The 26,275-nt window shown below is 70.4% G+C and carries 23 protein-coding genes; 8 read left to right on the forward strand and 15 right to left on the reverse strand.

Going from position 1 to position 26,275, the window contains the following annotated elements:
• Positions 1-8: 8 nt before the first annotated feature.
• On the forward strand, positions 9-947 hold the full coding sequence (locus AB0H78_RS27940) for a sigma-70 family RNA polymerase sigma factor (protein WP_363237373.1): 939 nt from the start codon (positions 9-11) through the stop codon (positions 945-947).
• A 141-nt stretch (positions 948-1,088) separates the two neighbouring features.
• Here AB0H78_RS27940 and glnA read toward each other — a convergent pair whose 3' ends face one another.
• Positions 1,089-2,498, reverse strand: coding sequence for a type I glutamate--ammonia ligase (glnA, locus tag AB0H78_RS27945; protein WP_363237374.1), 1,410 nt, complete (start codon positions 2,496-2,498; stop codon positions 1,089-1,091).
• A 212-nt stretch (positions 2,499-2,710) separates the two neighbouring features.
• Between glnA and AB0H78_RS27950 the strand changes: the two genes are divergently transcribed.
• Entirely contained in the window at positions 2,711-3,181 is a 471-nt protein-coding gene (locus tag AB0H78_RS27950; RefSeq protein WP_363237376.1) for an RDD family protein, read from the forward strand.
• A 214-nt stretch (positions 3,182-3,395) separates the two neighbouring features.
• Positions 3,396-5,426 carry a recombinase family protein gene (locus tag AB0H78_RS27955; RefSeq protein WP_363237377.1) on the forward strand — a complete coding sequence of 677 codons (2,031 nt, stop codon included), beginning with the start codon at positions 3,396-3,398 and terminating at the stop codon, positions 5,424-5,426.
• Here AB0H78_RS27955 and AB0H78_RS27960 read toward each other — a convergent pair.
• The 4 genes from AB0H78_RS27960 to lipB all read right to left on the reverse strand — a co-directional run bounded on the left by AB0H78_RS27960 (position 5,359) and on the right by lipB (position 8,375).
• The gene (locus AB0H78_RS27960) at positions 5,359-6,051 is read right to left on the reverse strand and encodes a DUF4191 domain-containing protein (RefSeq protein WP_363237378.1); all 693 of its coding nucleotides are present in this window, start codon (positions 6,049-6,051) and stop codon (positions 5,359-5,361) included. The two genes, AB0H78_RS27955 and AB0H78_RS27960, sit on opposite strands and share 68 nt — an antisense overlap.
• A 31-nt stretch (positions 6,052-6,082) precedes the next feature.
• Positions 6,083-6,289 (reverse strand): hypothetical protein, encoded by a 207-nt coding sequence (locus AB0H78_RS27965; protein ID WP_363237379.1) that lies wholly within the window; start codon positions 6,287-6,289, stop codon positions 6,083-6,085.
• A gap of 231 nt (positions 6,290-6,520) precedes the next feature.
• Positions 6,521-7,474, reverse strand: a complete 954-nt coding sequence (gene lipA, locus AB0H78_RS27970) for a lipoyl synthase (RefSeq protein WP_363237380.1) — start codon at positions 7,472-7,474, stop codon at positions 6,521-6,523.
• A gap of 103 nt (positions 7,475-7,577) precedes the next feature.
• Positions 7,578-8,375, reverse strand: a complete 798-nt coding sequence (gene lipB, locus AB0H78_RS27975; protein WP_363237381.1) for a lipoyl(octanoyl) transferase LipB — start codon at positions 8,373-8,375, stop codon at positions 7,578-7,580.
• A gap of 207 nt (positions 8,376-8,582) precedes the next feature.
• Between lipB and AB0H78_RS27980 the strand changes: the two genes are divergently transcribed.
• A complete protein-coding gene (locus AB0H78_RS27980; protein WP_363237382.1) occupies positions 8,583-10,037 on the forward strand; it encodes a regulator in 1,455 nt (484 codons plus the stop codon).
• On the opposite strand, the gene AB0H78_RS27985 is transcribed toward AB0H78_RS27980, so the two are convergent.
• Positions 10,034-11,347 (reverse strand): NAD(P)/FAD-dependent oxidoreductase, encoded by a 1,314-nt coding sequence (locus AB0H78_RS27985; protein WP_363237383.1) that lies wholly within the window; start codon positions 11,345-11,347, stop codon positions 10,034-10,036. The two genes, AB0H78_RS27980 and AB0H78_RS27985, sit on opposite strands and share 4 nt — an antisense overlap.
• Positions 11,348-11,549: 202 nt before the next feature.
• Between AB0H78_RS27985 and AB0H78_RS27990 the strand changes: the two genes are divergently transcribed.
• Entirely contained in the window at positions 11,550-11,999 is a 450-nt protein-coding gene (locus AB0H78_RS27990) for a VOC family protein (protein WP_363237384.1), read from the forward strand.
• Between the two features lie 18 nt (positions 12,000-12,017).
• Here the strand turns inward: AB0H78_RS27990 and AB0H78_RS27995 are convergent, their stop codons facing one another.
• Positions 12,018-12,917: a TIGR01777 family oxidoreductase gene (locus AB0H78_RS27995; protein WP_363237386.1), complete on the reverse strand. Its 900-nt coding sequence runs from the start codon at positions 12,915-12,917 to the stop codon at positions 12,018-12,020.
• 35 nt (positions 12,918-12,952) lie between these two features.
• Between AB0H78_RS27995 and AB0H78_RS28000 the strand changes: the two genes are divergently transcribed.
• A complete protein-coding gene (locus AB0H78_RS28000) occupies positions 12,953-13,444 on the forward strand; it encodes a GNAT family N-acetyltransferase (protein ID WP_363237387.1) in 492 nt (163 codons plus the stop codon).
• A gap of 34 nt (positions 13,445-13,478) precedes the next feature.
• On the opposite strand, the gene AB0H78_RS28005 is transcribed toward AB0H78_RS28000, so the two are convergent.
• Positions 13,479-13,997, reverse strand: a complete 519-nt coding sequence (locus AB0H78_RS28005) for a DUF4240 domain-containing protein (protein WP_363237423.1) — start codon at positions 13,995-13,997, stop codon at positions 13,479-13,481.
• A 145-nt stretch (positions 13,998-14,142) separates the two neighbouring features.
• On the opposite strand from AB0H78_RS28005, the gene AB0H78_RS28010 reads away from it, so the two are divergent.
• On the forward strand, positions 14,143-16,071 hold the full coding sequence (locus tag AB0H78_RS28010) for a hypothetical protein (RefSeq protein ID WP_363237388.1): 1,929 nt from the start codon (positions 14,143-14,145) through the stop codon (positions 16,069-16,071).
• 4 nt (positions 16,072-16,075) lie between these two features.
• Here the strand turns inward: AB0H78_RS28010 and AB0H78_RS28015 are convergent, their stop codons facing one another.
• Entirely contained in the window at positions 16,076-17,044 is a 969-nt protein-coding gene (locus AB0H78_RS28015) for a YafY family protein (protein ID WP_363237389.1), read from the reverse strand.
• Positions 17,045-17,097: 53 nt separating this feature from the next.
• Between AB0H78_RS28015 and AB0H78_RS28020 the strand changes: the two genes are divergently transcribed.
• A complete protein-coding gene (locus AB0H78_RS28020; RefSeq protein ID WP_363237390.1) occupies positions 17,098-18,030 on the forward strand; it encodes an SDR family oxidoreductase in 933 nt (310 codons plus the stop codon).
• Here AB0H78_RS28020 and AB0H78_RS28025 read toward each other — a convergent pair whose 3' ends face one another.
• The 6 genes from AB0H78_RS28025 to AB0H78_RS28050 form a co-directional block, all read right to left on the reverse strand.
• Positions 18,031-18,801 (reverse strand): VOC family protein, encoded by a 771-nt coding sequence (locus AB0H78_RS28025; RefSeq protein ID WP_363237391.1) that lies wholly within the window; start codon positions 18,799-18,801, stop codon positions 18,031-18,033.
• Between the two features lie 94 nt (positions 18,802-18,895).
• Positions 18,896-21,592: a pyruvate dehydrogenase (acetyl-transferring), homodimeric type gene (gene aceE, locus AB0H78_RS28030; RefSeq protein ID WP_363237392.1), complete on the reverse strand. Its 2,697-nt coding sequence runs from the start codon at positions 21,590-21,592 to the stop codon at positions 18,896-18,898.
• A gap of 289 nt (positions 21,593-21,881) precedes the next feature.
• Positions 21,882-22,505 (reverse strand): GntR family transcriptional regulator, encoded by a 624-nt coding sequence (locus tag AB0H78_RS28035; RefSeq protein ID WP_363237393.1) that lies wholly within the window; start codon positions 22,503-22,505, stop codon positions 21,882-21,884.
• A 94-nt stretch (positions 22,506-22,599) separates the two neighbouring features.
• Complete coding sequence (gene sucB / locus AB0H78_RS28040; protein WP_363237394.1) at positions 22,600-24,372, reverse strand: 2-oxoglutarate dehydrogenase, E2 component, dihydrolipoamide succinyltransferase; 1,773 nt, start codon at positions 24,370-24,372, stop codon at positions 22,600-22,602.
• Positions 24,373-24,442: 70 nt separating this feature from the next.
• The gene (gene lpdA, locus AB0H78_RS28045) at positions 24,443-25,831 is read right to left on the reverse strand and encodes a dihydrolipoyl dehydrogenase (protein WP_363237395.1); all 1,389 of its coding nucleotides are present in this window, start codon (positions 25,829-25,831) and stop codon (positions 24,443-24,445) included.
• A 224-nt stretch (positions 25,832-26,055) separates the two neighbouring features.
• Positions 26,056-26,253 (reverse strand): hypothetical protein, encoded by a 198-nt coding sequence (locus tag AB0H78_RS28050; RefSeq protein WP_363237396.1) that lies wholly within the window; start codon positions 26,251-26,253, stop codon positions 26,056-26,058.
• Positions 26,254-26,275 lie beyond the last annotated feature (22 nt).

Genomic DNA, 26,275 nt, shown 5'->3' on the forward strand with positions numbered 1-26,275 from the left:
TGATCCACATGGACAGCACTGCCACGGATCGCTTTGAGGCCAGCCGCAACCGGCTGGCCTCGCTGGCGTACCGCCTCCTCGGTTCCGCCACCGACGCCGAAGACGCCGTGCAGGATGCTTTCCTGAACTGGCAGGCCGCCGACCGGCAGCAGATCAAGGTGCCGGAAGCATGGCTGACCAAGGTCGTCACCAACCTGTGCCTCGACCGGCTCCGCTCGGCACAAGCCCGCCGCGAACGCGCCGTCGGCGCCTGGCTGCCCGAACCGCTCCTCGACGGCGACCCGATGCTCGGCCCGGCCGACACGTTCGAGCAACGCGAATCGGTCTCCCTGGCCGTGCTCACTCTCATAGAGCGCCTGTCGCCCCTTGAGCGGGCGGTCTACGTCCTGCGCGAAGCGTTCTCCTACAGCCACGCCGAGATGGCCGAGATCCTCGACATCACCGAGTCCGCGAGCCAGCAGCACCTCCACCGGGCCCGGCACCGGATCACCGCCGCGCGCCATCGAGACGGCGAAGTCGACCCGGCATCCGCCCGCCGGATCGTCGAGGAATTCCTCGCCGCCGCCACGTCGGGCCGCACCGAACGGCTGGTGGCGATGCTCACCGACGACGTGATCGCGATCTCCGACGGCGCCGGTCTGGCCGAGAAGCTGCTGCGGTACGACACCCCGCAGCGCGTCGCCGCCGTCGCACGGGGCGGTTTCAAACCCACGCCCGCGAAACGGCGGCTCGCCGGCGGCGCGCCCGCCATCCACTACGCGCTCGTCAACGGCGCCCCCGCCATCCTCTTCGTGGTCGGCGACCAGGTCGTGGGCGCCGTGACGTTCGACATCACAGGCGGCAGGATCGCGACCGTGCGCGGCATCGCCGCCCCCACCCGACTCGCCCGCCTCGTCGAAACCTGGCGCCAGCATGTACCGGACACGCCGCTCATCGCCCAGTGGTGACCCGGTGCCGACTGCGGCTCGCATCCACGCGGCAGTCGTGGACTTCCGGTTCGGCGCCCTCACCGAGGCCTTGAACGAGTGAGGCCGCCACCCCGATGGGAGTGGCGGCCTCACTGTTGCTGACGCTACGTCAGAGGATCTTTAGAGGTCGAAGTACAGCTCGAACTCGTGCGGGTGCGGGCGCAGCTGGATCGGGGCGATCTCGTTCGTGCGCTTGTAGTCGATCCACGTCTCGATCAGGTCGGGCGTGAAGACGCCGCCTGCGAGGAGGTACTCGTGGTCCGCCTCGAGCGCGTCCAGGACGGCCGGGAGCGAGGTGGGGACCTGCTGGACGTTGGCGTGCTCCTCGGGAGCCAGCTCGTACAGGTCCTTGTCGATCGGCTCGGCCGGCTCGATCTTGTTCTTGATGCCGTCCAGGCCCGCCATCATCAGCGCGGAGAACGCGAGGTACGGGTTGGACGACGGGTCCGGGGCGCGGAACTCGACGCGCTTGGCCTTCGGGTTCGAGCCCGTGATCGGGATACGCATCGCCGCCGAGCGGTTGCGCTGCGAGTACACCATGTTGACCGGGGCCTCGAAGCCGGGGACCAGGCGGTGGTAGGAGTTCACCGTCGGGTTGGTGAAGGCCAGCAGCGACGGGGCGTGCTTGAGGATGCCGCCGATGTAGTAGCGCGCCATGTCCGAGAGACCGGCGTAACCCTGCTCGTCGTAGAAGAGCGGGATGCCGCCCTGCCACAGCGACTGGTGGACGTGCATGCCCGAGCCGTTGTCGCCGAAGATCGGCTTCGGCATGAAGGTCGCGGTCTTGCCGTTGCGCCAGGCGACGTTCTTCACGATGTACTTGAAGAGCATCAGGTCGTCGGCCGCGGCGAGCAGCGTGTTGAACTTGTAGTTGATCTCCGCCTGGCCGGCCGTGCCGACCTCGTGGTGCTGGCGCTCGACCTGCAGGCCGGAGGCCTCCAGCTCGAGGGAGATCTCGGCGCGCAGGTCGGCGAAGTGGTCGACCGGCGGGGCCGGGAAGTAACCGCCCTTGTAGCGGACCTTGTAACCGCGGTTGTTCTCCGTGGAGCCGCTGTTCCAGGCGCCGGCCTCGGAGTCGATGTGGTAGAAGCTCTCGTTCGCCGACGTCGCGAAGCGGACGTTGTCGAAGACGTAGAACTCGGCCTCGGGACCGAAGTACGCGGTGTCCGCGATACCGGTCGACGCGAGGTAGGCCTCGGCCTTCTTGGCGATGTTGCGCGGGTCACGGCTGTACTGCTCGCCCGTGATCGGGTCGTGGATGAAGAAGTTGATGTTGACCGTCTTGTCCTTGCGGAAGGGGTCAACACGGGCCGTCGAGAGGTCCGCGCGCAGCGCCATGTCGGACTCGTGGATGGCCTGGAATCCGCGGATCGACGAGCCGTCGAAGGCGAGCTCCTCGTTCGGGTCGAACGCCGCTGCCGGGATCGTGAAGTGCTGCATCACTCCGGGCAGGTCGCAGAACCGTACATCGACGAACTTCACATCGTTGTCGGCGATGAACTTCTTCGCGTCGTCGGCGTTCTGGAACATCCAACTCCTCCTACTCCCGTCCTGGGCGGGACGGGGTTGCAGCTCGTGGTGCGTGCGTCCAGTGCGGTGGCACACGCTGGACCCGACCATAGGCACGCGTGATTTCTCAAGCGTGACCCATTTGTTTCGGCGAAGTTAACCGCCCTGGCCGGACCGGGCTCGTCCGGGGCCCTCCCGCAAGTGTGCCAAAGGGGGCGCAGTACCGTGGACGGGTGGACAACAGGCAAGCAGTCGGATCGTGGCTCTCCGGGCCGGGCGAGGCCACCAAGGACATGGCTGGTGGGGACTTCGGGTACCGGGGCAAGCGCCTCGGGCTGCCCGAGGAGGGCCCGGGCGCCATCGCGCCCCTTGGGCGCCGGTTCGGCGCCATCTTCATCGACTGGGCGCTGTGCATGCTGATCGCATACGGCCTGATCGCACGTGGTGACCAGCACGCGGCCGGCAACTGGGCGCTGCTCGTCTTCTTCGTACTGAGCGTGCTCACCGTCTCGACGGTCGGCTTCACGCCCGGCAAGCGGCTCCTGGGGCTGCGCCTCGTCGCGGAGAACGGCGGCCGCCTCGGCGCAGGCTGGGCCCTCGTGCGCTCCGTGCTGCTCTGCCTCGCCGTACCCGCCCTGATCTGGGACCGGGACGGGCGCGGCCTGCACGACCGGCTCGCGCGCGCCGTCCAGGTGCGGATCTGAACGTCACCACGGCCCGGCGTCCGCAGGCCGGTGTTCATTAACTCGGCAAAGCGCCCTTGTACAGCTTGTCGATGTTCACTCCACTCGGATTGATGAACCCCTCAGTTACTCACCCTGCATCTACGTAGCCCACGGTTACTTTGCGTTCACTACATGGATGACCCCGGCGGCGCTATCAACGTCCCGGGGTCTGGCCAGTCTTGAAGGGACTGACATGGGTGAGGGTAGCGCTGTGCCCGCGACGGCGGGAGACGATCCGGTGGCACGGCCACGGGCCGTCTCTTATCTACGGGTGTCCAGGCCGCAGCAGATCGACGGCTTCGGGATTCCGTACCAGCGGGCGCGAACCAGCGAGTTCATTGAGGAACGCGGTTGGGCGCAGGTCGGAGAGTTCGTAGATCTAGCTTTCAGCGGCCGTACGCCCGCAGGGCGGCGTCCCGGTTTCGCGCAGCTCCTGAAACAGGCGGAAACGGTGCCGTGCCCATTCGACATGGTCGTCGTCTCGGAGGGGCGGGCTGTCGGACGGGCAGGCCGGGAGTTCTGGCAAGCGGTCTGGGCCCTGGAGGATCTGGGTGTCCTCGTGGTCGTCGCCAGCGATGATCCGGCCGACAGCCTGCTGAAGCAGGCAGATTTCGCCGAAACGGAATGGGCGGCCGTCAGGAGGCGCACTCAGGGCGGCCTTCAGGCCAAGGCTCTCGAGGGCGGACACCCTGGAGGCGCCTTGCGTTACGGATATCGAATCGCGGAGATGCCGGGCAGCGCAACAGGTTCTGTGTTGGTCGTCGATGAGTGCGACGGTGGCCCGCTCTGTGTCGTGATGCGTGACGGAGAGTGCTCGACGACTCACGAGGCCGTGGTGCTTCGGCGCGCCCGTGAGCTGGTGGTCGAGCACGGCGGCAACATACGGCGGGCATGTGTCGCGCTGAACGGCGAGGGCTTTCTGAACAGGTCCGGGGGGCCGTGGGCGTACGAGAATCTGCGGAAGCGACTCCTGGGGAGCGACTTCCTGGAGGGACGCTACGTATTCCGCGATCCGGGCAGAAACGGAGGTCGGGGTACGCAGCTCGGGCACGACGGGCAGCCGCTGCACGGGGACACCGTGGTCCTGCACCTTGTCCCGGTCTTCAGTGCGGAACAGATTGCCGAGCTGCGCGCAGTCGTCGCGACGCGTAGCCGCAGGAAGAGCCCCTCCTCGAAGGTATATCCACTGACCGGGCGCCTTCGGGCGCCTTGCGGCGGCTGGTACAGGGGTGGGACACCGGAAGGCGGGCACCCGGAATACCGCTGCTCGGGCAAGACCGGACAGTTCACCGGAGCCCCGAGGTGCGACTGCGGGTCGATCCGGGCGAACGCCGTCGACGAGTGGGCGTGGGAACGGATCTGCGCCGCTCTTGCGGATGTCGCCGCCGACGGAGTGAGCGTTGAAGTGCGACAGGCAGACACACAACGGCAGGGGCCGGATCGTCTTGCGGTCCTCGACCGCCGGATTCTGGAGCAGCGCAAGGCAGTCGACAGCACCTCCACGGAGATTGACCGACTGCGTGATCTCCCGGGCGTAGTGCGACCGCCTGCTGTTGCTGTGCTGGAGAGCGCAGCGCGTCTGTTGGCCGACGATCTCGCGAGGATGGTGATCCTGCGCGGTGAATTGGCGGTGTGGCAACAGGATGAGCCACTGGACATCGGGCAGACGGCGCATGCGTACGAGCTGGTGGAGAAGGCGAAGGGCACGCCGGGTGAAACAACATGGGAGGAGCGCGCCGAACTGTTTGCCTACCTCGACATCCGCATCGATGTGTACGACGTTCCGCCACGGCCCCGGGGCGGCGACAGGTGTTCCGTGGGGACGTGGTTTCGGCAATGCGGTCGGGAGGTGCCGGTTCTCACGGACGAGGCATGGAATGCGGTCGAGCCGTTGGTGACCGTGCAAGGCGCGTTGGGGTCCCGGCAGATCGTCGAAGCCATGCTTCACAAGGCGGCGACGGGCATCTCGTGGCCTGCGCTGGACAGGCTGCGCGGTGGTTTCTTCCACCAGTACTGGAAGCGCTGGAACCGGAACGGGGTGTGGGCCGCAGTGGTGCGCGGCCTTGCGCAGTGCGAGACCGTCCCCGTCCACGTAAGCGAAATGCTCCCCGTCATGAGCATGACGGGGAGCATGGGGTCGGCAGCGTTCAGTGCGGTCAGTTGCCCCGAGGCATCTTCCCGTTACGGGGCATCGGGCCCTTCGGGATCGGCATCCGGGACATGAGATCACCCATGGCACGCAGACGGTCGTTGGCCGAAGTGACCTGCGCGCCGGTCAGTACGCGGGGGAGCTTGAGCATCGTCGTGCGAACCTTCTTCAGCGGCACGAGACCGTCTTCGTTCCCGACGATGATGTCGTGCACGGGGACGTCCACCACGATGCGCGCCATCTTCTTCTTCTCGGCCGCCAGCAGGCTCTTGACCCGGTTCGGGTTGCCCTCGGCCACCAGCACGATGCCGGCCTTGCCGACCGCGCGGTGCACCACGTCCTGGCTGCGGTTCATCGCGACCGCCGGGGTCGTCGTCCAGCCGCGGCCCACGTTCTGGAGCACTGCGGCCGCCGCGCCCGGCTGGCCCTCCATCTGCCCGAAGGCCGCTCGCTCGGCGCGGCGTCCGAAGACGATCGCCATCGCGAGGAAGGCCAGCAGGAAGCCCAGGATGCCCAGGTAGATGGGGTGACCGATCAAGAAGCCGATGCCGAGGAGGACGCCGAAAACGACGATGCCCAAGCCCCCGACGACAAGACCGACCTTCGGGTCCGCCTTGCGGGTCATCTTGTAGGTCAGGGCGATCTGCTTGAGTCGCCCGGGGTTCTCAGACTCTGCGTCTGCTGTTGCCTTCCTCGCCATGGCCAGAAGTTTACGCGGCCTACGACGTGGACTACGACGTCCGGGTGGCCACAGCCTCCAGAACGTGCTGCGCCTCGGTCCGATCCTTGGCCCGGCGGCGGTCTTCGAGCACGGAAGTCCAGGCGTTGCGGCGCGCGGTGCGCTGGCCGCGGCTCAGCAGAAGCGACTCGACGGCGCGGAGCGCGTCGGTCACGGACGGGATGGCGGTGGCGCTGACGGACGAAGTCGCGGCCTGCATGAGTGGGGTCCCCCCTCGGGACGGCGGCGGATACAGCGGGGGTGCAGCTGTACGTGAACCTAGGGTCACTGATTGGTGTTACCAAGGCGTGTCCGGTCGGTCAAACGCAAATGAAACCTTGATGCGGCCCCGGAAATGCCGGACGCGGCCCGTCCACCGCCCCCACCTGCGGGGACTGGACGAGCCGCGCCTTCTCGGCCATTACTGGCCGGTAACTGCTTGTGCTCCGATTCACACGGCCAGCGTCGCGCGGCGGTCCATCGCCTGCTGGAAGAGCCGGCCCGCGCGGTACGAGGAACGGACCAGCGGGCCCGACATGACGCCCGAGTAGCCGATCTCCTCGGCCTCCTCCTGGAGCTCCACGAACTCGGCCGGCTTCACCCAGCGCTCGACGGGGTGGTGCCGCGCGGAGGGGCGCAGGTACTGCGTGATCGTGATGAGCTCGCAACCCGCGTCGTACAGGTCCTGGAGCGCCTGGCTGATCTCCTCGCGCTCCTCGCCCATCCCCAGGATGAGGTTGGACTTGGTGACGAGACCGGCCTCGCGGGCCTTGGTGATGACCTCGAGCGAGCGCTCGTAACGGAATCCGGGGCGGATGCGCTTGAAGATGCGCGGCACCGTCTCGACGTTGTGGGCCAGCACCTCGGGGCGCGAGGAGAAGACCTCGGCGAGCTGCTCGGGGACCGCGTTGAAGTCGGGGATGAGGAGCTCGACCTTGGTGCGGCCGGCCTCGCGCTCCGACGTCATCGCGTGGATCTGGCGCACGGTCTCCGCGTACAGCCAGGCTCCGCCGTCCGCCAGGTCGTCGCGTGCGACGCCCGTGATCGTGGCGTAGTTGAGGTCCATCGTGACGACGGACTCACCGACGCGGCGCGGCTCGTCCAGGTCGAGCGCGGCGGGCTTGCCCGTGTCGATCTGGCAGAAGTCGCAGCGCCTCGTGCACTGGTCGCCGCCGATGAGGAAGGTCGCCTCGCGGTCTTCCCAGCACTCGTAGATGTTGGGACAGCCCGCCTCCTGGCAGACCGTGTGCAGACCCTCGGACTTCACCAGGGCCTGCATCTTGGTGTACTCGGGGCCCATTTTCGCCCGCGTCTTGATCCACTCGGGCTTGCGCTCGATGGGGGTCTGCGCGTTGCGGACCTCCAGACGCAGCATCTTGCGTCCGTCGGGTGCGACTGCGGACACGTCCGGCTCCCTCTACAGCTTCGAATCGTCGGCGAACCCCAGGGTACGCCCGATATTTGTATGGGTTACGACTGGCCAACCCCTGGCGGGCAGGGGGAATTCCTCAGGCAGGCGTGGGCTCCACCGTGCGCGGCGCCAGGTCCGCGCCCTCCAGGATGTCCCGGAGGTGCTTCTCGACCGACGGGAGGACCTCGGCGATCGTGACCTCGCGGCCCAGTTCGTACGAGAGCGAGGTCACACCCGCGTCGCGGATGCCGCACGGAACGATCTTGTCGAAGAAGGTGGTGTCCGGATTGCAGTTGAGCGCGAAGCCGTGCATCGTCACGCCCTTGGCGACGCGGATGCCCATGGCGGCGATCTTGCGGTCCTCGCGGCGCTGGCCCGCATTGGAGGGCGCGTACTCGGGGCCGTTCATCCGGGGGTCGAACTCCTCGTCCTGCAGGCGCGGGTCGAAGTCCAGGGAGAGGCCGCCGAGCGCCGGACGCTCCTCGACGGGGTCGCCGAGCACCCAGACGCCCGCCCGGCCCTCGACCCGGCTGGTGGCGACGCCGAAGTCGGCGCAGACCCGGATCAGGGCCTCCTCCAGGCGGCGCAGGTGCGCGATGACGTCGACGGGGCGGGGCAGCTTCTGGATCGGGTAGCCGATGAGCTGTCCGTACCCGTGCCAGGTGATCTTGCCGCCGCGGTCGACGTCCACGACGGGGGTGCCGTCGAGGGGCCGCTCGTTGTCCGCTGTGCGGCGGCCCGCCGTGTAGACGGGCGGGTGCTCCAGGAGCAGCACGGTGTCCGGGACCTCGTCGGCGAACCGGGCCGCGTGCACCTCGCGCTGCTTGTCCCAGGCCTCCCGGTACTCGACGGCGAAGTCGCCGAATCCCAGCCGGTCAAACCGCAGCTCACTCACGGCAGCTCCTCATCGCATGCTGATATCGCGCCTCAGTAACTGTACGACCGCATCGAACAAGCACATCCGGCGGGCAGAAACGACACCTCCTCACACGATCGGATGAACGTGGGGCGAAGGTGCGGGAAGCGGCGGTGAGGGCCGCTAAATTCACGCCGTTCCATGAGGGCTGATCCCTGGCCCGGAAGGCAGGAGACCGTACAGCTGATGTCGGAACGACCTCCGCAGCGCACGCCCAACCGCCAGCTCGCCGCGCTCATCGCCGAAGCCGGATTCTCCAATGCCGGGCTCGCCCGGCGGGTGGACCAGCTCGGGCTCGAACACGGCCTCGACCTTCGGTACGACAAGACCTCGGTGACCCGGTGGCTCCGCGGCCAGCAGCCGCGCGGCACCACCCCCGCACTGATCGCCGAGGTGTTCACCCGGCGCCTCGGCCGCCGGCTCTCGGCGCAGGACCTGGGGCTCGACGCGTGTGCCCCCGTCTACGCGGGGCTGGAATTCGCCGGTACGCCGGAGGAGGCCGTCGACATCGTCAGCGGGCTCTGGCGCAAGGACTCCGGGAGCCATGCGGAGTTGCGGAAGATTGCCTTCACGCCCGCGGGCCTCGTCGTGCCCAGCCGGGACTGGCTGATCGGGCGGGCCGACGACCGGGTGGGCCGCGGCGACCCCGCGGCGGTCAACGGCGCGCGTATCCCGGCGCAGGGGCGCGCCCCCGCACTGTCCGTGCCGCGCCAGCGGAGCACCGACCGGGGGCCCGGCCAGCGGGTCGGGTCCGGGGACATCGCGGCGCTGCGCTCCGTCGGGGAGCTCTTCCGGTCGCTGGACCAGGCGTACGGCGGCGGGCATGCCAGGCAGGCCCTGGTGCGCTATCTGGAACACGAGGCGGAGCCGATGCTGCGCGGCACCTATGGCGAGGCGACGGGGCGCAGGCTTTTCGCGGCCGCCGCCGATCTGACCCGGCTCGCGGGCTGGACCTCGTACGACATCGCCGCCCATGGTCTCGCCCAGCGCTATTTCGTCCAGGCGCTGCGGCTCGCGCAGGCGGCGGGGGACCGGGCGTACGGCAGCTATGTGCTGGTGACGATGAGCCGGCAGGCCGTCTACCTCGGGCACGGGCGCGAGGCCGTCCAGCTGGCGCGCGTCGCCCAGCAGGGGGTGGGGAGTTCGGCGCCCGCCGTCGTCCAGGCGATGCTGCACGCGGTGGAGGCGCGCGGGCACGGGGTGCTGGGGGAGGTGCGGGCGTGCACGGCTTCTCTCGTACGGGCCGAGCGCGCCATGGAAGCGGCACGCCCGGGGGACGAAGTGCCGCACTGGGCACGGTTCTTCGACGAGGCGCAGCTGGCGGACGAATTCGGCCACTGCCACCGTGACCTGCAGCAGTTCAGGATGGCGGCGCAGTACGCGGAGCGCTCGCTGCAGATGCGCTCGCCCTCCTTCGCGCGCTCCCGGCTCTTCTGCCGGGTGGTGCTGGCGTCGGCGCGCCTGGGTCTCGGCGAGCTGGACCAGGCGTGTGCGCTGGGTGCCGAGGCGGCGCAGCAGGCGGGGGAGATGCGCTCCGCGCGGGCGGTCGAGTACGTGAGGGACTTCGAGCGGCGCCTGGAGCCCTATCGCGACGCGGCGGCGGTACGGGGGTACCGCGACCGCGTCGCTGCGTTCGGCTAGGCGGCCGCGGCTGCGGTGTCGGCCGCGTAGCCCGGCGCGATGCCGAAGTCGCGCAGGATCTCCTCGGCGGCCCTGCGGCCGGAGTGGAGTGCCCCCTGGACCGTGCTGGTGTCGCGGTGGTCGCCGCAGACGTACAGGCCCGCGAGGAGGCGGACCGGGCGGCGGAGGTCGTGCGGCGGGTTCATGGCGGGGACCGCCTCGGGGTCGTGGTGGACGGCGAGGAGCTCCCAGTCGTCGGTGGGCGTGCCGTACAGGGTGGCCAGCCGGGCGCGGACGATGCGGTCCAGGCCGGTGAGTTCGCAGGGCGGGGTGCCGAGGACTGTCGTGGAGATCAGGGTCCTGCCGTCCGGTGCGCGCGACGGGTCGACCGCGCTGATCACGGCGGTGTGCGAGACGGGGCTCGTGCGTTCGGCGTCCAGGATCAGCGCCGGGTCGGTGAGCGGGGGCTCGGGGGCCGTGTGGTGCAGGACGGTCACCGGGTGGAAGGCGGGGACGCGCAGCCCCGGCATGAGCTCGGCGGCGGCGCGGGCGCCGGTCGCCAACAGCAGGGCGCGACAGCCGAGTTCGCCGTGGTCCTCGGTGGTGACGGAGCTGATCGCGACGGATTTCACGCGCGCCCCGGTCCGTACGGTGCCGGCCGGAAGAGCGGCCGCGAGCCGCTCGGGCAGGACGGAGGCGCCGCCCGCGGGGATGCACAGCCGGCCCTGGGCGTAGCCGCGCAGGGCGAGGTCGGCGCAGCGGCTGGACGTGGTGAGGGCCGGGTCGCACAGCAGCGCGGAGAGCAGCGGCCTGAGGAATCCGTCGATCGTACGAGGGGGGAGTCCGCGCTCGCGCAGGGCGGTGAGCGCGGGCTGCTCGGGGCGGGCCAGGAGACGCTGCACGGGGGTGGTGGCGAGACGGCCGAGGGCGGCGCCCAGGCGGGCGCGGTCGAGGGTGTTGTTGAGGGGGGAGCGAGGGGCGCTCGCCAGGGCGCGCGCCGCCTTGAGTGCGCCCCTCGCGCTACCTGGTTCGCCCGTACGCAGCAGGCGGCCCTCGCTGTGCACGAGGACCCCCGGCGAGAAGGGCCGCAGCTCCACCTCGTCCAGTCCCGGGGTGAGCCGCAGCTCCGGGTAGGACGTGCACAGGATCTGGCCGATACGGTCGAGCCGGAACCCGTCCGCCGATGCGGTGGACATACGGCCGCCGGGATCCTGGGCGGCCTCCAGAACCGTGACGTCGACCCCGGCGCTGGTCAGCCGGTGCGCCGCCGAGAGCCCTGCGAGTCCGGCTCCGACGATCACGACGTCCGCGTGGTGTGCGGTGGTCAGCACGTGCCCCTCCCCGAGGTCGGTGCGGTGCGGGTGTGGGCTACTTCCCCAACTCCCCGTGGAAATACCCGAGTTCGGGACGATGGTATGAAGCTCCGGTTCCGCGGCCCTCGCGCACGACACCGGGTACGGAGGCACGGGGTCGCACGGGCGGGTCCGTATCATCCGCAGAACCAGCAACGAAGCCGTCACCGGAGGTCCGCACATGGCTGTGCAATGGAAGCTCGTCGTCGACTGCGCCGACCCGCTGGCGATCGCCGGGTTCTGGGCACCGGCCCTCGGTTACGAGATCGAGGACCACAGCGCCCTCATCGAGAAGCTGATCGGGCTCGGCGCCGTCACCGACGACCAGTGGACCGAGGCGGGCGGGCACAAGGTCTGGGACCACGCGGCCGCCGTACGCCACCCCGACGACCCGTACGACGAAGCCACCGGCACAGGGCTCGGCCGGCGCATCCTCTTCCTGCGCGTCCCCGAACCCAAGCAGGGCAAGAACCGGCTGCACATCGATCTGCACTTCGGCCCGGAGCGGCGCGACGCCGAGGTGAAGCGCCTGGAGGAGCTCGGCGCGACCGTGCTGCGCGTCGTGCAGGAGCCCGGCGACAGTCACGTCACGATGGCCGACCCCGAGGGCAACGAGTTCGACGTCCAGTAGGCCGCAGGGCGCGGTGTCTCAGCGCAGGGCCGCGCCGATCGCGTCGTCGACCGAGGGGAAGGCGAAGGAGAACCCCGACTCCAACAGGCGGGCGGGCAGCACCCGTTGGCTGCCCAGTACGTCGCCCGCGAACTCGCCCAGCGCGATCTTCAGCGCGAAGGCGGGCGCTGCCGCGAGAGTCGGCCGGTGCAGCGCCCGCCCCATCGCCGCGGTGACCTCGCGGTTGGTGACCGGATCGGGACCCGTCAGGTTCACCGGACCCGACAGCGACTCCGTGTCCAGGATGTGGCGCAGGGCCGCGACCTCGTCGTGCAGCGCGATGAAGCTCCAGTACTGGCGTCCGTCGCCGAGCCGCCCGCCGAGACCCGCCTTGAACAGGGGGAACAGCTTCCCCCAGGCGCCGCCCTCGCGGGCCACCACCAGACCGGTGCGCGCGAACACCGTCCGTACGCCCGCCTCTTCGGCCGGCAGCGCCGCCTCCTCCCACTCCACACAGAGCGAGGCGAGGAAGCCGTCGCCGGGCGGCGCGTCCTCGTCCACCGCGCGGTCGCCGGTGTCGCCGTAGAAGCCCAGCGCGCTGCCGCACAGAAACACCCGGGGCGGAACGTCGAGCGAGGCGACGGCCTCCGCGAGCGCCGCCGTCCCCAGCACCCGGCTGTCGCGGAGCTCTTTCTTGTACGCGTCCGTCCACCGGTGGTCGCCGACCCCGGCACCCGCCAGATTCACCACCGCGTCAGAGCCCGACAGGCCCTCGGTGTCGACGTACTGCCGCTTCGGATCCCACTCGATCTCGTCCGCGCGCTCCGGGCTCCGGCGCACCAGCCGCACCACCTCGTGCCCGTCCGCGCGCAGGGAGTGGGTCAGCGCCTTGCCGATGAGTCCGGACGCCCCGGCGATCACGATTCGCATACGTCCCATCCTGCCGCAGGACCGTCTTTGGCACAGTGGGGCCCATGGATGCTCCCCGCGTACGTCCCGCACAGTTCGCCGACGGCGACGCGCTCGCCGGGCTGGACCGGGAGACCTGGTCCGTGCTGCACGCCGTGCAGCCGCGGCCCGAGCCCCCGTACAAGCCCTTCTTCGACCTGAGCAGCAGCCCCGCCGACCACCTCGTCGCGGAGGGCGGGGACGGAACGCTTCTCGGCTACCTCAGGATGACCCCGGCCACCCCGCTGGCCTGCAACGCGCACGTGCGCCAGATCAACGGGCTGGCCGTCGCGGACTCCGCGCGCGGGAAGGGCATCGGGCGTGCGCTGCTGCACGCCGCCTTCGACGAGGCGCGCCGCCAGGGGGCGCGCCGCATCACGCTGCGCGTCCTGGGGCACAACGCGCCCGCCCGGGCGCTGTACCTCTCCGAGGGTTTCGCGGTCGAGGGCGTACTGCGGGGGGAGTTCCTGCTCGACGGTGCGTACGTCGACGACGTGCTGATGGCGCGCCCCCTCTGAGCGGACCCGGTTGAGCGGACCCGGTTGAGCGGACTCAGTCCCCGAAGCGCTCCCAGAGCTGGGGATAGCGGTCCGCGAGACCCGCCTCGTCCTCCAGGTCGAAGGCCGTCCCCTCGGGCTCGGGGGCCTGCGCAGTGATACCCAGGTCCGGTGCGACCGCCCCGGTGAGCTGCTCGTACGCCTCGTCCGCGGCGAACCCCAGCTCCTCGCCGTCCCCGTCGACCTCCTCGTCGAATTCGTCGAGGAGACCGGCGAGATCGTCCGGGTCGTGCAGCGCGCCCTCGAACACCTCACGGCCCTGGCCGATCAGCCAGCACCGGAAGTAGTCGAAGGAGTCGTCGCCCGCCCCGCCCAGGAGCACGGCGGCCGCACCCCGCAGATCCCAGCGGTAGGCGCGGTTGTAGCGCGCCTCGAAGTGTCTGGCGAAGTCCAGAACGGATTCGGGGTCGCGCTGCAGCAGCCGTTCGATGAGCAGATCGGCATGGTCCTCGGGGTCGCCGTCGGCGGCCGCGCGGGTGCTGTCGATGATCTCCCAGAACTCCGTTTCGTCCATCACGGGTCAAGCATCGTGGTTGGCGGGGCGTGACGCACGCGGAGCGCCGAAGCGGTGCCTCTCTCGTTACCAGGCGGTGTGACCGTCCGATGATTCACTCGTTTGAAGGGTGTACTGATTCCGATCACTCACCCCTGAGGCTCACGTGGACCTGGAACAGGCCGAAGCAGCGCTGGTCGAGCACTACCCGCGCCTGGTGCGACTCGCCTACATAACGCTCCCGCCGTCCCTCGGCCGCCACCGCAGGGTGCTCGCCGCGCACGCCGCGGTCCAGCGCGCCCTGCCGGGCCAGGGGGCGCTCGTGCCCGCCCAGCGGACCCCGGACGACCGTCCGGGCGGTGGGTACGCGGTGCTCAGGCTCAGGGTGCTGACCGCGGTCCTCGCGTACGACCGCAGGCCCGCCTGGTGGCCCGGTGCGCTCCCCGCGCCGCGCGCCCTGCGGCCTGGGCTGCCGTACGTGCACGGGCTGCGCCTCTTCCCCCGCTCCGGCGGCGCAGATGAACTCGCCCTGGAACAGGCACTGTCGGGCACCACGGCCACCGCCCGCGCGGCCCTCGTGCTCCACCGGGTGGAAGGGCTCGAGGACGCCGCGGTACGGGCGCTGCTGGCCGAGGCGGGGGCGACCGACACCGGCCCCGCGCTGCGCACCGCCCACCGGCTGGCCCGTACGGTCGCCGACCGGGGTGCCGAAGGGCTGCTCGCCTCGGACGAGTTCGACCCCTGCCTCGTCCACACCCGCCCCACCGACCTCCTGCGCCGCAGACAGCGGACCAGGCTCGTCTGGGGCGCCCTCGCGGTGACGGCCGTGCTGGCCGCCGTTCTGGTCACGGCGGGCGGCGACGGCTCCGCGCCCGCACCGGTCGTCGAGGCCACGGGCCCCGCGGTCCGTACGACCGTGGGCGCAAAGGCGCTGAACCCCTCGCTGCTGGAGCGGGCCCCCGCCCAGGAGTGGGCCGACACCTCCCGCGTCGACTACAGCGTGTGGCCCGCGCGCGGCTCGCGCACCGGCGACAAGGCGCTGCTCGGCCGGGCCCTGCGGGTCTGGGCCAACCCGGCGCGCACGGTCCGCATCACCGCGACGCCGGGGACCGGGACCGTACCGCCGGAGAAGCCGCCGCGGCTGCTGTACGCGGGCGAGTCCGACGGCAGCGTCGTGGTGCTCCTGCACGAGGGGCTGCGGGTCGTGCGGTATGCGGAGCCCGCCGACGGCAAGGGCGCGCCCACTCTCGACTTCGTACGGACCGACGACGCGGACGTCACCACCGGAGCCGCGCTCGTCGTCAGCCGCACCGCCGAGGCCGCCCGCTATCTGCTGGCCCCCTGGATCGCCGAGTCCACCACCCGCGACCTGCTCCGACCGAACGCCCCGGCAAAGGAGTTGAAGGTCGGCGACGACGGGGTGACGGACCCGGTCGACCGCCCCTCGGCGGCCTCGGGCGCCGGCTGTACGTCCTGGCCGGCCCTGCAGCTGCGCTCCTCCACCCGCATCGTCGAGAAGCACGCCTTCCTCCTCACCGACCTCGGCGACGTGAACCCCGTCCACCTCACCTACACTCCGCCGCCCAGCACCACGGCCCCGCCGGCCCGCCAGCCGCGCGAGGCGACGGGCGGCCCCGCGCTGCTGAACTGGGCGCGCACCGCCTGCTCGCTGGGGGAGATGCGCGGGCAGGGCGTGCGGTCGGTCAACAACTGGGAGTACGCCCAGCAGCAGCTCCCCGAGAACGGCGGCCGCGCCTCCTGGGTGTGCACCAGGGCCGACACCTGGCAGGGCCCGGGCAATGTCTCCATCCAGCTCCAACTCCCGGGCAGCGCACCGGTGGTGGCCCGCGCGCGCAACACCGCCGCGTGCAGCCGCTTCGGCCAGCACGTCCTGGCGGGCGCGAGCTGGAAGGCCGGGTCGGGTCAGTGGTATCTGCTCGCCGCGGGCAGCCGGCTGGTCCGCTCCATCGAGGCGACCGGCGGCGTACGGGCGAAGGCGAACGGCACGACGATGGCCGTACGGACAGGGAAGGAGGCCCACGCCGACCTGAGGGCGAAGCTGGCGACCGGGGACACCCTGGCCGCGCTGAACTGACCCCTCAGGCGTAGAGGCCGGCCGTCCGCACCACCGCGTCCCGGACCCGGTCCCGCAGTTCGGCCGGTTCCAGCACCTCCAACTCGGGTCCCAGTGCCAGCAGTTGGCCGAAGGCGATGTCCAGGTTCTCGACGGGCAGCGTGAGCGTCAGCCACCCGTCCCCGTCGGGGGCCCCGGCGGCCGCCAGGGCCTCGTCGGCGGCCGGGCGGCCTACCGTGTACGGAAGGCGGCGGGCGCCGTCCGGCGACACCCGTACGACGGTGACCGCCTGCAGGATCGACCGGGCGAAGCCGGCCGCCCGCTCCTCCCAGAAGGGGGGCAGCGCGAAGTCCTCGTCGCGCTCGAAACGCTCCTCGGTGACCTCCGCCGCGGTGAAGCGGTCGATGCGGTAGACCCGGAAGTCGCCGTCGGCGCGGGCGCACACGTACCAGGTGCCGGCCTTGAGCACGAGTCCGTACGGCTCCAACTCCCGCTCCACGGAAGCCCCGTCGCGCCGCCCGTAGCGGGCCAGGACCCTGCGGTCGTCCCAGACCGCCTCGGCCAGCGCGGGCAGCAGGGCAGGGGTCTCTGGCTCCTGGTACCAGCCGGGCGCGTCCAGGTGGAAGCGCTGGGCCGCCGACGCGGAGGCGTCGCGCAGCGAGGGCAGCAGGGCGGCGGAGACCTTCAGCCGGGCGGCCGAGGCGGCGTCCTCCAGGCCCATCTCGCGCAGCGCGCCCGGCAGCCCCGACAGGAACAGGGCCTCGGCCTCGCTGCGGGCGAGCCCGGTCAGCCGCGTACGGTAGCCGCCGATCAGCCGGTAGCCGCCGGCCCTGCCCCGGTCGGCGTAGACCGGGACTCCGGCTTCGGAGAGGGCCTGGGCGTCCCGGGTGATGGTGCGCTCCGAGACGTCGAGCTCCTGGGCCAGCTCGGCGGCGGTCATCATGGGCCGGGACTGGAGCAGCAGAACCATCTTGATCAGGCGGGCAGCGCGCATATCCCCAGGAAATCACGACAGAGGATGGCTCCTTTCGATGTCAGCCTGGATCCATGACTACTTCACAGCAGCCTCTGCAGGGCAGGATCGCGCTGGTCGCCGGAGCCACCCGGGGCGCGGGCCGCGCCATGGCCGTAGAACTGGGCCGCGCGGGAGCCACGGTCTACGCCACGGGCCGCACCACCCGCACGCAGGTCAGCGAGGTCGGCCGCGCGACCGAGACCATCGAGGAGACCGCCGAACTGATCGACGCGGCGGGCGGCACGGGGATCGCCGTACCCACCGACCACCTCGACCGTGAGCAGCTGAAATCCCTCGTCGCGCGCATCGACCGCGACCATGGCCGCCTCGACATCCTGGTCAACGACATCTGGGGCGGTGACCACCTCCTGGTCAAGCAGTGGGGCAAGAAGCTCTGGGAGCTGGACCTGGACGAGGGCATGCGCATGCTGCGCCTGGGCGTCGAGACGCACCTCAACACCAGCTACTTCGCGCTGCCGCTCCTGGTCCGCAATCCGGGCGGCCTGGTCGTCGAAATCACCGACGGCACCGAGGAGTTCAACCGCGACTACCGCGAGACGTTCTTCTACGACCTCGCCAAGGCGGCCCCGCTGCGGATGGCACGGGCACTGGCCGAGGAGCTGAAGGAGTACGGCGGTACGGCGGTCTGTCTGACCCCCGGCTTCCTGCGCTCGGAGTCGATGCTGGACACCGCCTTCAAGGTCACCGAGGAGACCTGGCAGGACGCCATCGCCCAGGAACCGGCGTTCGCGATCTCCGAGACCCCGCGGTTCATCGGCCGCGCGGTGGCGGCCCTGGCCGCCGATCCCGAAGCGGCGCGCTGGAGCGGGCAGTCGCTCTCCAGCGTGCAGCTGGCCAGGGAGTACGGCTTCACGGACGTGGACGGCTCGGTCCCGGACGCCTTCGCGTACATCACCGAGGTGGTCAAGGGCGGCAAGCAGGCGCCCGCGTCCGACTACCGCTGACTACCGCCGGTCCGGGCTGAGCGCGATCACCGCGAGCAGCGCGCCCTGCGGGTCGCTGATCACCGAGAAACGCCCCGGCGGGATGGTCGTCGGCTGCACGAGGACCTTTCCGCCCAGTTCACCGACCTTGGCCGCGGCCGCGTCGCAGTCCGCGACGGCCATGTAGACCATCCAGTGCGCGGGCACCTCGGCCGGGAAGTTCTCGTCGATGGGCATCATGCCGCTGAACTTCTCGCCGTCGATGGACCATTCCGTGTACGAGGTCGGTCCGTACGGATGGGTGTCCCCGTCCCACCCGAAGACCGCCGTGTAGAACGCCTTCGCCTTCTCCGTGTCCCGTACGAGCAGCTCGAACCAGGCGAACGCGCCCGGCTCCTCGACCCGCCCGAAACCCTGGTGCTCCAGCGGCTGCCAGAGGCCGAAGAACGCGCCCTCGGGGTCGGTGCAGGCGGCCAGCTTGCCGGAGGTGAAGACGTCCATGGGGCCGGCGACGACGGTCCCGCCGTTGGCGGTCACGGCCGCGGTCGTGGCCTCGATGTCGGCGGTTCCGAAGTACGCCATCCAGGCGGGCGGCTGGCCGGGCGCCATGCAGGGTCCGTACCCGCCGACGTAGTCCTCGCCCTTCATCCACATGCCGTAGCCGCTGGCGTCCTCCATCGGTACGTCGCCCGCCGACCAGCCGAAGAGCCCCGTGTAGAAGGTCTTCGCGGCGGCGATGTCGGTGGTGGAGAGGTCGGCCCAGGTGGGCGTGGACGGCTTGTTGTGGATCATCGTGGGCTCCTGACGAGGTCGGCTGCCCCCAAATCCCCATTCACGCACGCGTGCCCCGCCCCGGCAATCGGGACGGGGCACCACGTACGAGGTCCTACAGGCCGTAGCGCTCGCGCGCTTCCTTCACGGCCGTGACCGGGACCGCACCCTTGCGCGCCAGCTGCGCGAGGGCGGCCACCACGATCGACTCGGCGTCGATGCCGAAGTGGCGGCGGGCCGCGTCACGGGTGTCGGAGAGGCCGAAGCCGTCCGCGCCCAGCGAGGTGTAGTCCTGCTCGACCCACTGTGCGATCTGGTCGGGGACCTGGCGCATGTAGTCCGAGACCGCGAGGACGGGCGAGTCGACGCCCTCAAGTGCCGTACGGATGAAGGGAATCCGCTCCTCGCCCCGCAGCAGTGCCGCGTCCGCCTCCAGGGCGTCACGGCGCAGCTCGGTCCAGGAGGTCGCCGACCAGACGTCGGCGGCGACGCCCCACTCGGCGGCGAGCATCTGCTGGGCCTTCAGGGTCCAGTGGATGGCCGTGCCCGAGCCGACGAGCTGGATGCGCGAGGCGTTGGCGGGGGTGGTGACGCCGGCCGACTCCGCGGTGTTGAAGCGGTAGAGGCCCTTGATGATGCCCTCGTCGATGCCGGACGGCTTCGCGGGCTGCGGCATCGGCTCGTTGTAGACGGTGAGGTAGTAGAAGACGTCACGGTCCTCGCCCGGGAGCGCCTCGCCGTACATACGGCGCAGGCCCTCCTTGACGATGGTGGCGATCTCGTACGCGAAGGCCGGGTCGTACGAAAGGGCCGCCGGGTTGGTGGCCGCGATCATCGGCGAGTGGCCGTCCGCGTGCTGCAGGCCCTCGCCCGTCAGCGTCGTACGCCCTGCGGTGGCACCCACCAGGAAGCCGCGGCCCAGCTGGTCGCCGAGCTGCCACATCTGGTCGGCGGTCCGCTGCCAGCCGAACATCGAGTAGAAGATGTAGAAGGGGATCATCGCTTCGCCGTGCGTGGAGTACGCGGACGAGGCGGCGATGAAGTCGGCCATCGAGCCGGCTTCGGTGATGCCCTCGTTGAGGATCTGGCCGTCCTTGGCCTCGCGGTAGTACATCAGCTGGTCGCGGTCGACCGGCTCGTACGTCTGGCCCTTAGGCGAGTAGATGCCGAGCGAGGGGAACAGCGACTCCATGCCGAAGGTGCGGGCCTCGTCCGGGACGATCGGGACCCAGCGCTTGCCGGTCTCCTTGTCGCGGATGAGGTCCTTCACCAGGCGTACGAAGGCCATCGTGGTCGCCATTGACTGCGAGCCGGAGCCCTTGTCGAAGGCGGCGAAGGACTTGTCGGCCGCGGCGGGCAGCGGGGCGAGAGGCTGCGAGCGGCGGGCCGGGGCGGGGCCGCCGAGGGCCGCGCGGCGCTCCTGGAGGTAACGGACCTCGGGGGCATCCGCGCCCGGGTGGCCGTAGGGAACGACGCCGTCGACGAACTGGGCGTCGCTGATGGGGAGTTCGAGAAGGTCACGCATGTTCTTGAACTCGTCCACCGAGAGCTTCTTCATCTGGTGGTTCGCGTTCTTCGACGCGAAGCCCTCACCGAGGGTGTAGCCCTTGACGGTCTGCGCCAGGATGACGGTCGGCGCGCCCTTGTGCTCCACGGCGGCCTTGTACGCGGCGTAGACCTTGCGGGGCTCGTGGCCGCCGCGCGACAGGTGGAAGCACTCGAGGATCTTGTCGTCGCTCAGCAGCTTCGCCATCTCGACGAGCGCCGGGTCGGAGCCGAAGAAGTCCTGGCGGATGTAGGCGGCGTCACGCGTCTGGTACGTCTGGACCTGCGCGTCCGGCACCTCGCGGAGGCGGCGGACGAGCGCGCCCTGGGTGTCGAGCTGGAAGAGCTCGTCCCAGGCGTTGCCCCACATCGACTTGACGACGTTCCAGCCGGCGCCGCGGAACTGGCCCTCCAGCTCCTGCACGATCTTGAAGTTGGCGCGGACCGGACCGTCGAGGCGCTGCAGGTTGCAGTTGATGACGAAGGTCAGGTTGTCGAGACCCTCACGGGCGGCGAGTCCGAGGGCCGCCGTCGCCTCGGGCTCGTCCATCTCGCCGTCGCCGAGGAACGCCCAGACGTGGGAGTTCGAGACGTCCTTGATGTTGCGGTTGGTCAGGTACCGGTTGAAGCGCGCCTGGTAGATGGCGGAGAGCGGGCCCAGACCCATGGAGACGGTCGGGAACTCCCACAGCCAGGGGAGGCGGCGCGGGTGCGGGTAGGAGGGCAGACCGTTGCCCGCCGACTCCTGCCGGAAGTTGTCGAGCTGCTGCTCGGAGAGGCGGCCGTCGAGGAAGGCGCGGGCGTAGATGCCCGGCGAGGCGTGGCCCTGGATGTAGAGCTGGTCGCCGGAGCCGTCGCCCTCCTTGCCGCGGAAGAAGTGGTTGAAGCCGGTCTCGTACAGCCAGGCAGCGGACGCGAAGGTCGCTATGTGGCCGCCGACACCGTGCTTGGCGCCGCGGGTGACCATCGCGGCCGCGTTCCAGCGGTTCCACGCGGTGATCTTCCGCTCCATCTCCTCGTCGCCGTCGATCGACGGTTCGGCGGAGGTGGGGATGGTGTTGACGTAGTCGGTCTCCAGCAGCTTGGGCAGCGCGAGACCGGCGCCCTCGGCGTGCTGGAGGGTCCGGCGCATCAGGTACGCGGCGCGGTGCGGGCCGGCGGCCTTGGTGACGGCATCGAGGGAGGCCGCCCACTCGGCGGTCTCTTCGGTGTCACGGTCCGGGAGCTGGTCGAGCTCGCTCGGAGACTTGGCTGCGAGGTCGGTCACGAAGGCCGCCTTCCGGAGTCGAAGGGGAGGGGGTTGCCCAGGTCTGGCAGGACAGGGCGATGGACTGGGTGAAGTCCGTCGTCGACTGTAGACCCCTGATCGATGATCGATCAAAGGGTTGAATGGAAAAACTTCTGCGGAGAGCGGAAGTCGGCACAGGGTGCCATGAAATCGGACACGCGGTGCCGTGATTTGGGGCGTTGGTGCAGGTCGGAGCGCACGGGTGAGCGCGGGGCGGCTCAGGCGGGGGTGTCCGGGGGTGGAGCCCCGAAAGGGGAAAGGCCCCGCGTCACGGCCTCGGGGCGCAGCCCAGTACGTGGGCCTTGACCAGCTCCGCGATCGCCGGGTCCCGGCGCCTGAACGCCGCCACCAGCTCCTCGTGCTCCTCCGCGTACGACTGCTGGACCGTCCCCAGCCACCGGATCGACAGCGCCGTGAACACCTCGATCCCCAGCCCCTCCCAGGTGTGCAGCAGCACGGAGTTCCCGGCGGCCCGCACCAGTTCCCGGTGGAAGCCCACCGTGTGCCGCACCTGCCCCGTCCCGTCCGCCTCCCGGTCGGCGAGATAGAGCGCGGCCACATGCGGCTCCAGCGCCGAGCAGTCCTCCGCGAGCCGCTCCGCGGCGAGCTCGGCGGCGATCGCCTCCAGACCGGCCCTGACCGGGTAACTCTCCTCCAGGTCGGCGGCGGTGAGGCTGCGCACCCGTACGCCCTTGTTGGGCGCCGACTCGATCAGCCGCAGCGACTCCAGCTCGCGCAGCGCCTCACGTACGGGCGTCTGGCTGACCTCCAGCTCGGTCGCGATCCGGCGCTCCACGATCCGCTCGCCCGGCTTCCAGCGGCCGCTGACGATCCCCTCGACGATGTGCTCGCGGATCTGTTCGCGCAGCGAGTGGACGACGGGCGCGCTCATGTCGTGCTCCTTCGGGCCGAGTTGACACCGTAGACAATACGGCGACGCCCCCGTCCAAAGGTGCTCCGGACGGGGGCGTCGCTGGTGAGGCTGGTTACAGGCCGAGCTCGACCTCGAACTCGCCGGCCTCGAGGATCGCCTTGACGGCCGTCAGGTAACGGGCCGCGTCGGCACCGTCCACCAGGCGGTGGTCGTAGGAGAGGGCCAGGTACGTCATGTCGCGGATCGCGATGGTCTCGCCGAGGTCCGGGTGGTTGATGACCACGGGACGCCTGACGGTCGCACCGATACCGAGGATGCCGACCTGGTTCGGGGGCACGATGACCGTGTCGAACAGCGCACCGCGCGAACCGGTGTTGCTGATCGTGAAGGTCGCGCCGGACAGCTCGTCCGGGGTGATCTTGCTGGCGCGCACCGCACCCGCGAGCTCCGCGGTCTTCTTCGAGATACCGGCGAGGTTGAGGTCGCCCGCACCCTTGATGACCGGGGTCATCAGACCCTTCTCGGAGTCCACCGCGATACCGATGTTCTCGGTGTCGAAGTAGGTGATGGTGCCCTCGTCCTCGTTGATCCGGGCGTTGACGACCGGGTAGGCCTTCAGCGCCTGGGCAGCGGCCTTGACGAAGAACGGCATCGGGGACAGCTTGACGCCCTCACGGGCGGCGAAGGAGTCCTTGGCGGCCGCGCGCAGCTTCATGATCTTGGTGATGTCCACCTCGACCACGGAAGTCAGCTGCGCCTGGCCGTGCAGGGCCTTCATCATGTTGTCGCCGATGACCTTGCGCATGCGGGTCATCTTGACGGTCTGACCGCGCAGCGGGGAGACCTCCAGCTTCGGCGCCTTGGAGGAGGCGGCCGGAGCAGCGGCGGCGGCGGGCGCCGGGGCGGCGGCCTTGGCGGCCTCCGCGGCGGCGATGACGTCCTGCTTACGGATACGACCGCCGACGCCCGTGCCCTTGACCGAGGACAGGTTCACACCGTTCTCGGACGCGAGCTTGCGGACCAGCGGGGTCACGTACGCACCGTCGTCACCGGAGGTCGCGGCAGGAGCCGGGGCCGGGGTGACGGGGGCGGGAGCCGGAGCGGCCGGAGCCGGTGCCGGAGCGGCGGGGGCCTGAGCAGCCGGAGCCGGGGCAGCGGGAGCAGCCGGCGCGGGGGCCGGAGCAGCAGCCGGGGCCGGGGCGGCGGGCGCCGGAGCCGGAGCAGCGGCGGGGGCCGGGGCGGCCGGGGCCGGAGCGGCGGCCGGGGCAGCGCCCGGAGCACCGATGACGGCGAGCTTGGCGCCGACCTCGGCGGTCTCGTCCTCGGCGACGACGATCTCGAGCAGCACACCGGCGACGGGCGCGGGGATCTCGGTGTCGACCTTGTCGGTCGAGACCTCGAGCAGCGGCTCGTCCTCGGCGACCTCGTCGCCGACTTCCTTCAGCCAGCGGGTGACGGTGCCCTCGGTGACGCTCTCGCCGAGCGCGGGAAGGACGACGTCGGTGCCGGACGCGCCGCCCGCGGGGGCGGCAGCAGGGGCGGCGGGGGCCGGAGCCTCAGCCGGGGCGGCAGGGGCCTCGGCGGCGGCGGGGGCCGGGGCTGCGGGCGCCTCGGCGGCAGGCGCGGCGGCCGGGGCCGCCTCGCCCGTACCGTCGTCGATGATGGCCAGCTCGGCGCCGACCTCGACGGTCTCGTCCTCGGCGACCTTGATGGACGCGAGGATGCCCGACGCGGGCGCGGGGATCTCGGTGTCGACCTTGTCGGTCGAGACCTCGAGCAGCGGCTCGTCGGCTTCGACGCGCTCGCCCTCGGCCTTGAGCCAGCGGGTGACGGTGCCCTCGGTGACGCTCTCGCCGAGCGCCGGCAGGGTTACGGAAACCGACATGGTTTCAGTTGCTCCTATCGGAAAGTACGGAAGTCTGTGGTCGTCGCAGCCCGAGGGCTACCGGGTGCTGCTAGTCGTGGGAGTGCAGGGGCTTGCCCGCGAGCGCCAGGTGGGCCTCGCCGAGCGCCTCGTTCTGCGTCGGGTGCGCGTGGATGAGCTGCGCGACCTCGGCAGGCAGAGCCTCCCAGTTGTAGATCAGCTGTGCTTCGCCGACCTGCTCACCCATACGGTCACCGACCATGTGGATGCCGACGACGGCGCCGTCCTTGACCTGGACGAGCTTGATCTCGCCCGTGGTCTTCAGGATCCGGCTCTTGCCGTTGCCGCCCAGGCTGGACTTGAGCGTGACGACCTTGTCCGCACCGTAGATCTCCTTGGCCTTGGCCTCGGAGAGCCCCACGGAGGCGACCTCGGGGTGGCAGTACGTCACCTTCGGCACGCCGTCGTAGTCGATCGGAACGGTCTTGAGACCGGCCAGTCGCTCCGCCACCAGGATGCCCTCGGCGAAGCCGACGTGCGCGAGCTGGAGCGTGGGGGCCAGGTCGCCGACGGCCGAGATGGTCGCGACGTTGGTCTGCATGTACTGGTCGACCAGGACGTAGCCGCGGTCCATCGCGACGCCCTGCTCCTCGTAACCGAGACCCGCGGAGACCGGGCCGCGGCCGATGGCGACCAGCAGCACCTCGGCCTCGAAGGTCTTGCCGTCGGCGAGGGTGACCTTGACACCGTTCTCGGTGTACTCGGCGCTCTGGAAGAAGGTGCCGAGGTTGAACTTGATGCCGCGCTTGCGGAACGCGCGCTCGAGCAGCTTGGAGGAGTTCTCGTCCTCGACCGGCACGAGGTGCTTGAGGCCCTCGACGATGGTGATCTCGGAGCCGAAGGACTTCCAGGCCGAGGCGAACTCGACGCCGATGACGCCGCCGCCCAGGATGATCGCCGACTCGGGGACCCGGTCCATGACCAGCGCGTGGTCGGAGGAGATGATCCGGTTGCCGTCGATCTCCAGACCCGGCAGCGACTTCGGTACGGAGCCGGTGGCGAGGAGGATGTGACGGCCCTGGATGCGCTGGCCGTTGACGTCCACGGAGGTCGGGGACGACAAGCGGCCCTCGCCCTCGATGTAGGTCACCTTGCGGGAGGCGACCAGGCCCTGCAGGCCCTTGTACAGGCCGGCGATCACGTCGTCCTTGTACTTGTGGACGCCCGCGATGTCGATGCCCTCGAAGGTCGCCTTGACGCCGAACTGCTCGCTCTCGCGGGCCTGGTCGGCGATCTCGCCCGCGTGCAGCAGGGCCTTCGTGGGGATGCAGCCGTTGTGCAGGCAGGTGCCGCCGAGCTTGTTCTTCTCGATCAGGGCGACGTCCAGACCCAGCTGCGATGCACGCAGCGCCGCGGCGTAACCGCCGCTACCGCCGCCGAGAATCACTAGGTCGAAAACGGTGCTGGCGTCGTTCGCCACGTCACGTCCTCCATGCATGGTGCGCCGGCGGTCTTGCCTGACCGGTCGGCGGCGGGCTACGGCCGCTTGTGTCTTCGGCCCTGTGGTGGGGGCCCTGTCCTGCCGAGAACCCATCTTCGCACTTGTCGGCGGCGAGCGAGACGCGGGGCCGGAGTGTGGCACAGCACATACGCCTGTCGCGGCCGCACCGGGGAGGGAATTTCGTCCAGGGCGAACGCCCCGGATCACTCGCGCAGCCGCCGCTGCAGCCGCTTGCCGAAGAGGCTCAGCCCGACGGCGGCGCCGATCCCGATGACCCAGTGCGGCCATCCGCCGATGAGGTTGCTGACCGCGAACCAGACCAGGAGAACGCCCGCGAAGACGATCCAGCCCATGTTGTCGGCCAGGCTCGATCCCTGGTCCTGCCCGAGTTCCGGTGGCATGCGTTCAGCATGAACGCGTACG

The sequence above is a fragment of the Streptomyces sp. NPDC050738 genome (genome assembly GCF_040654175.1).
Lineage (GTDB): Bacteria > Actinomycetota > Actinomycetes > Streptomycetales > Streptomycetaceae > Streptomyces.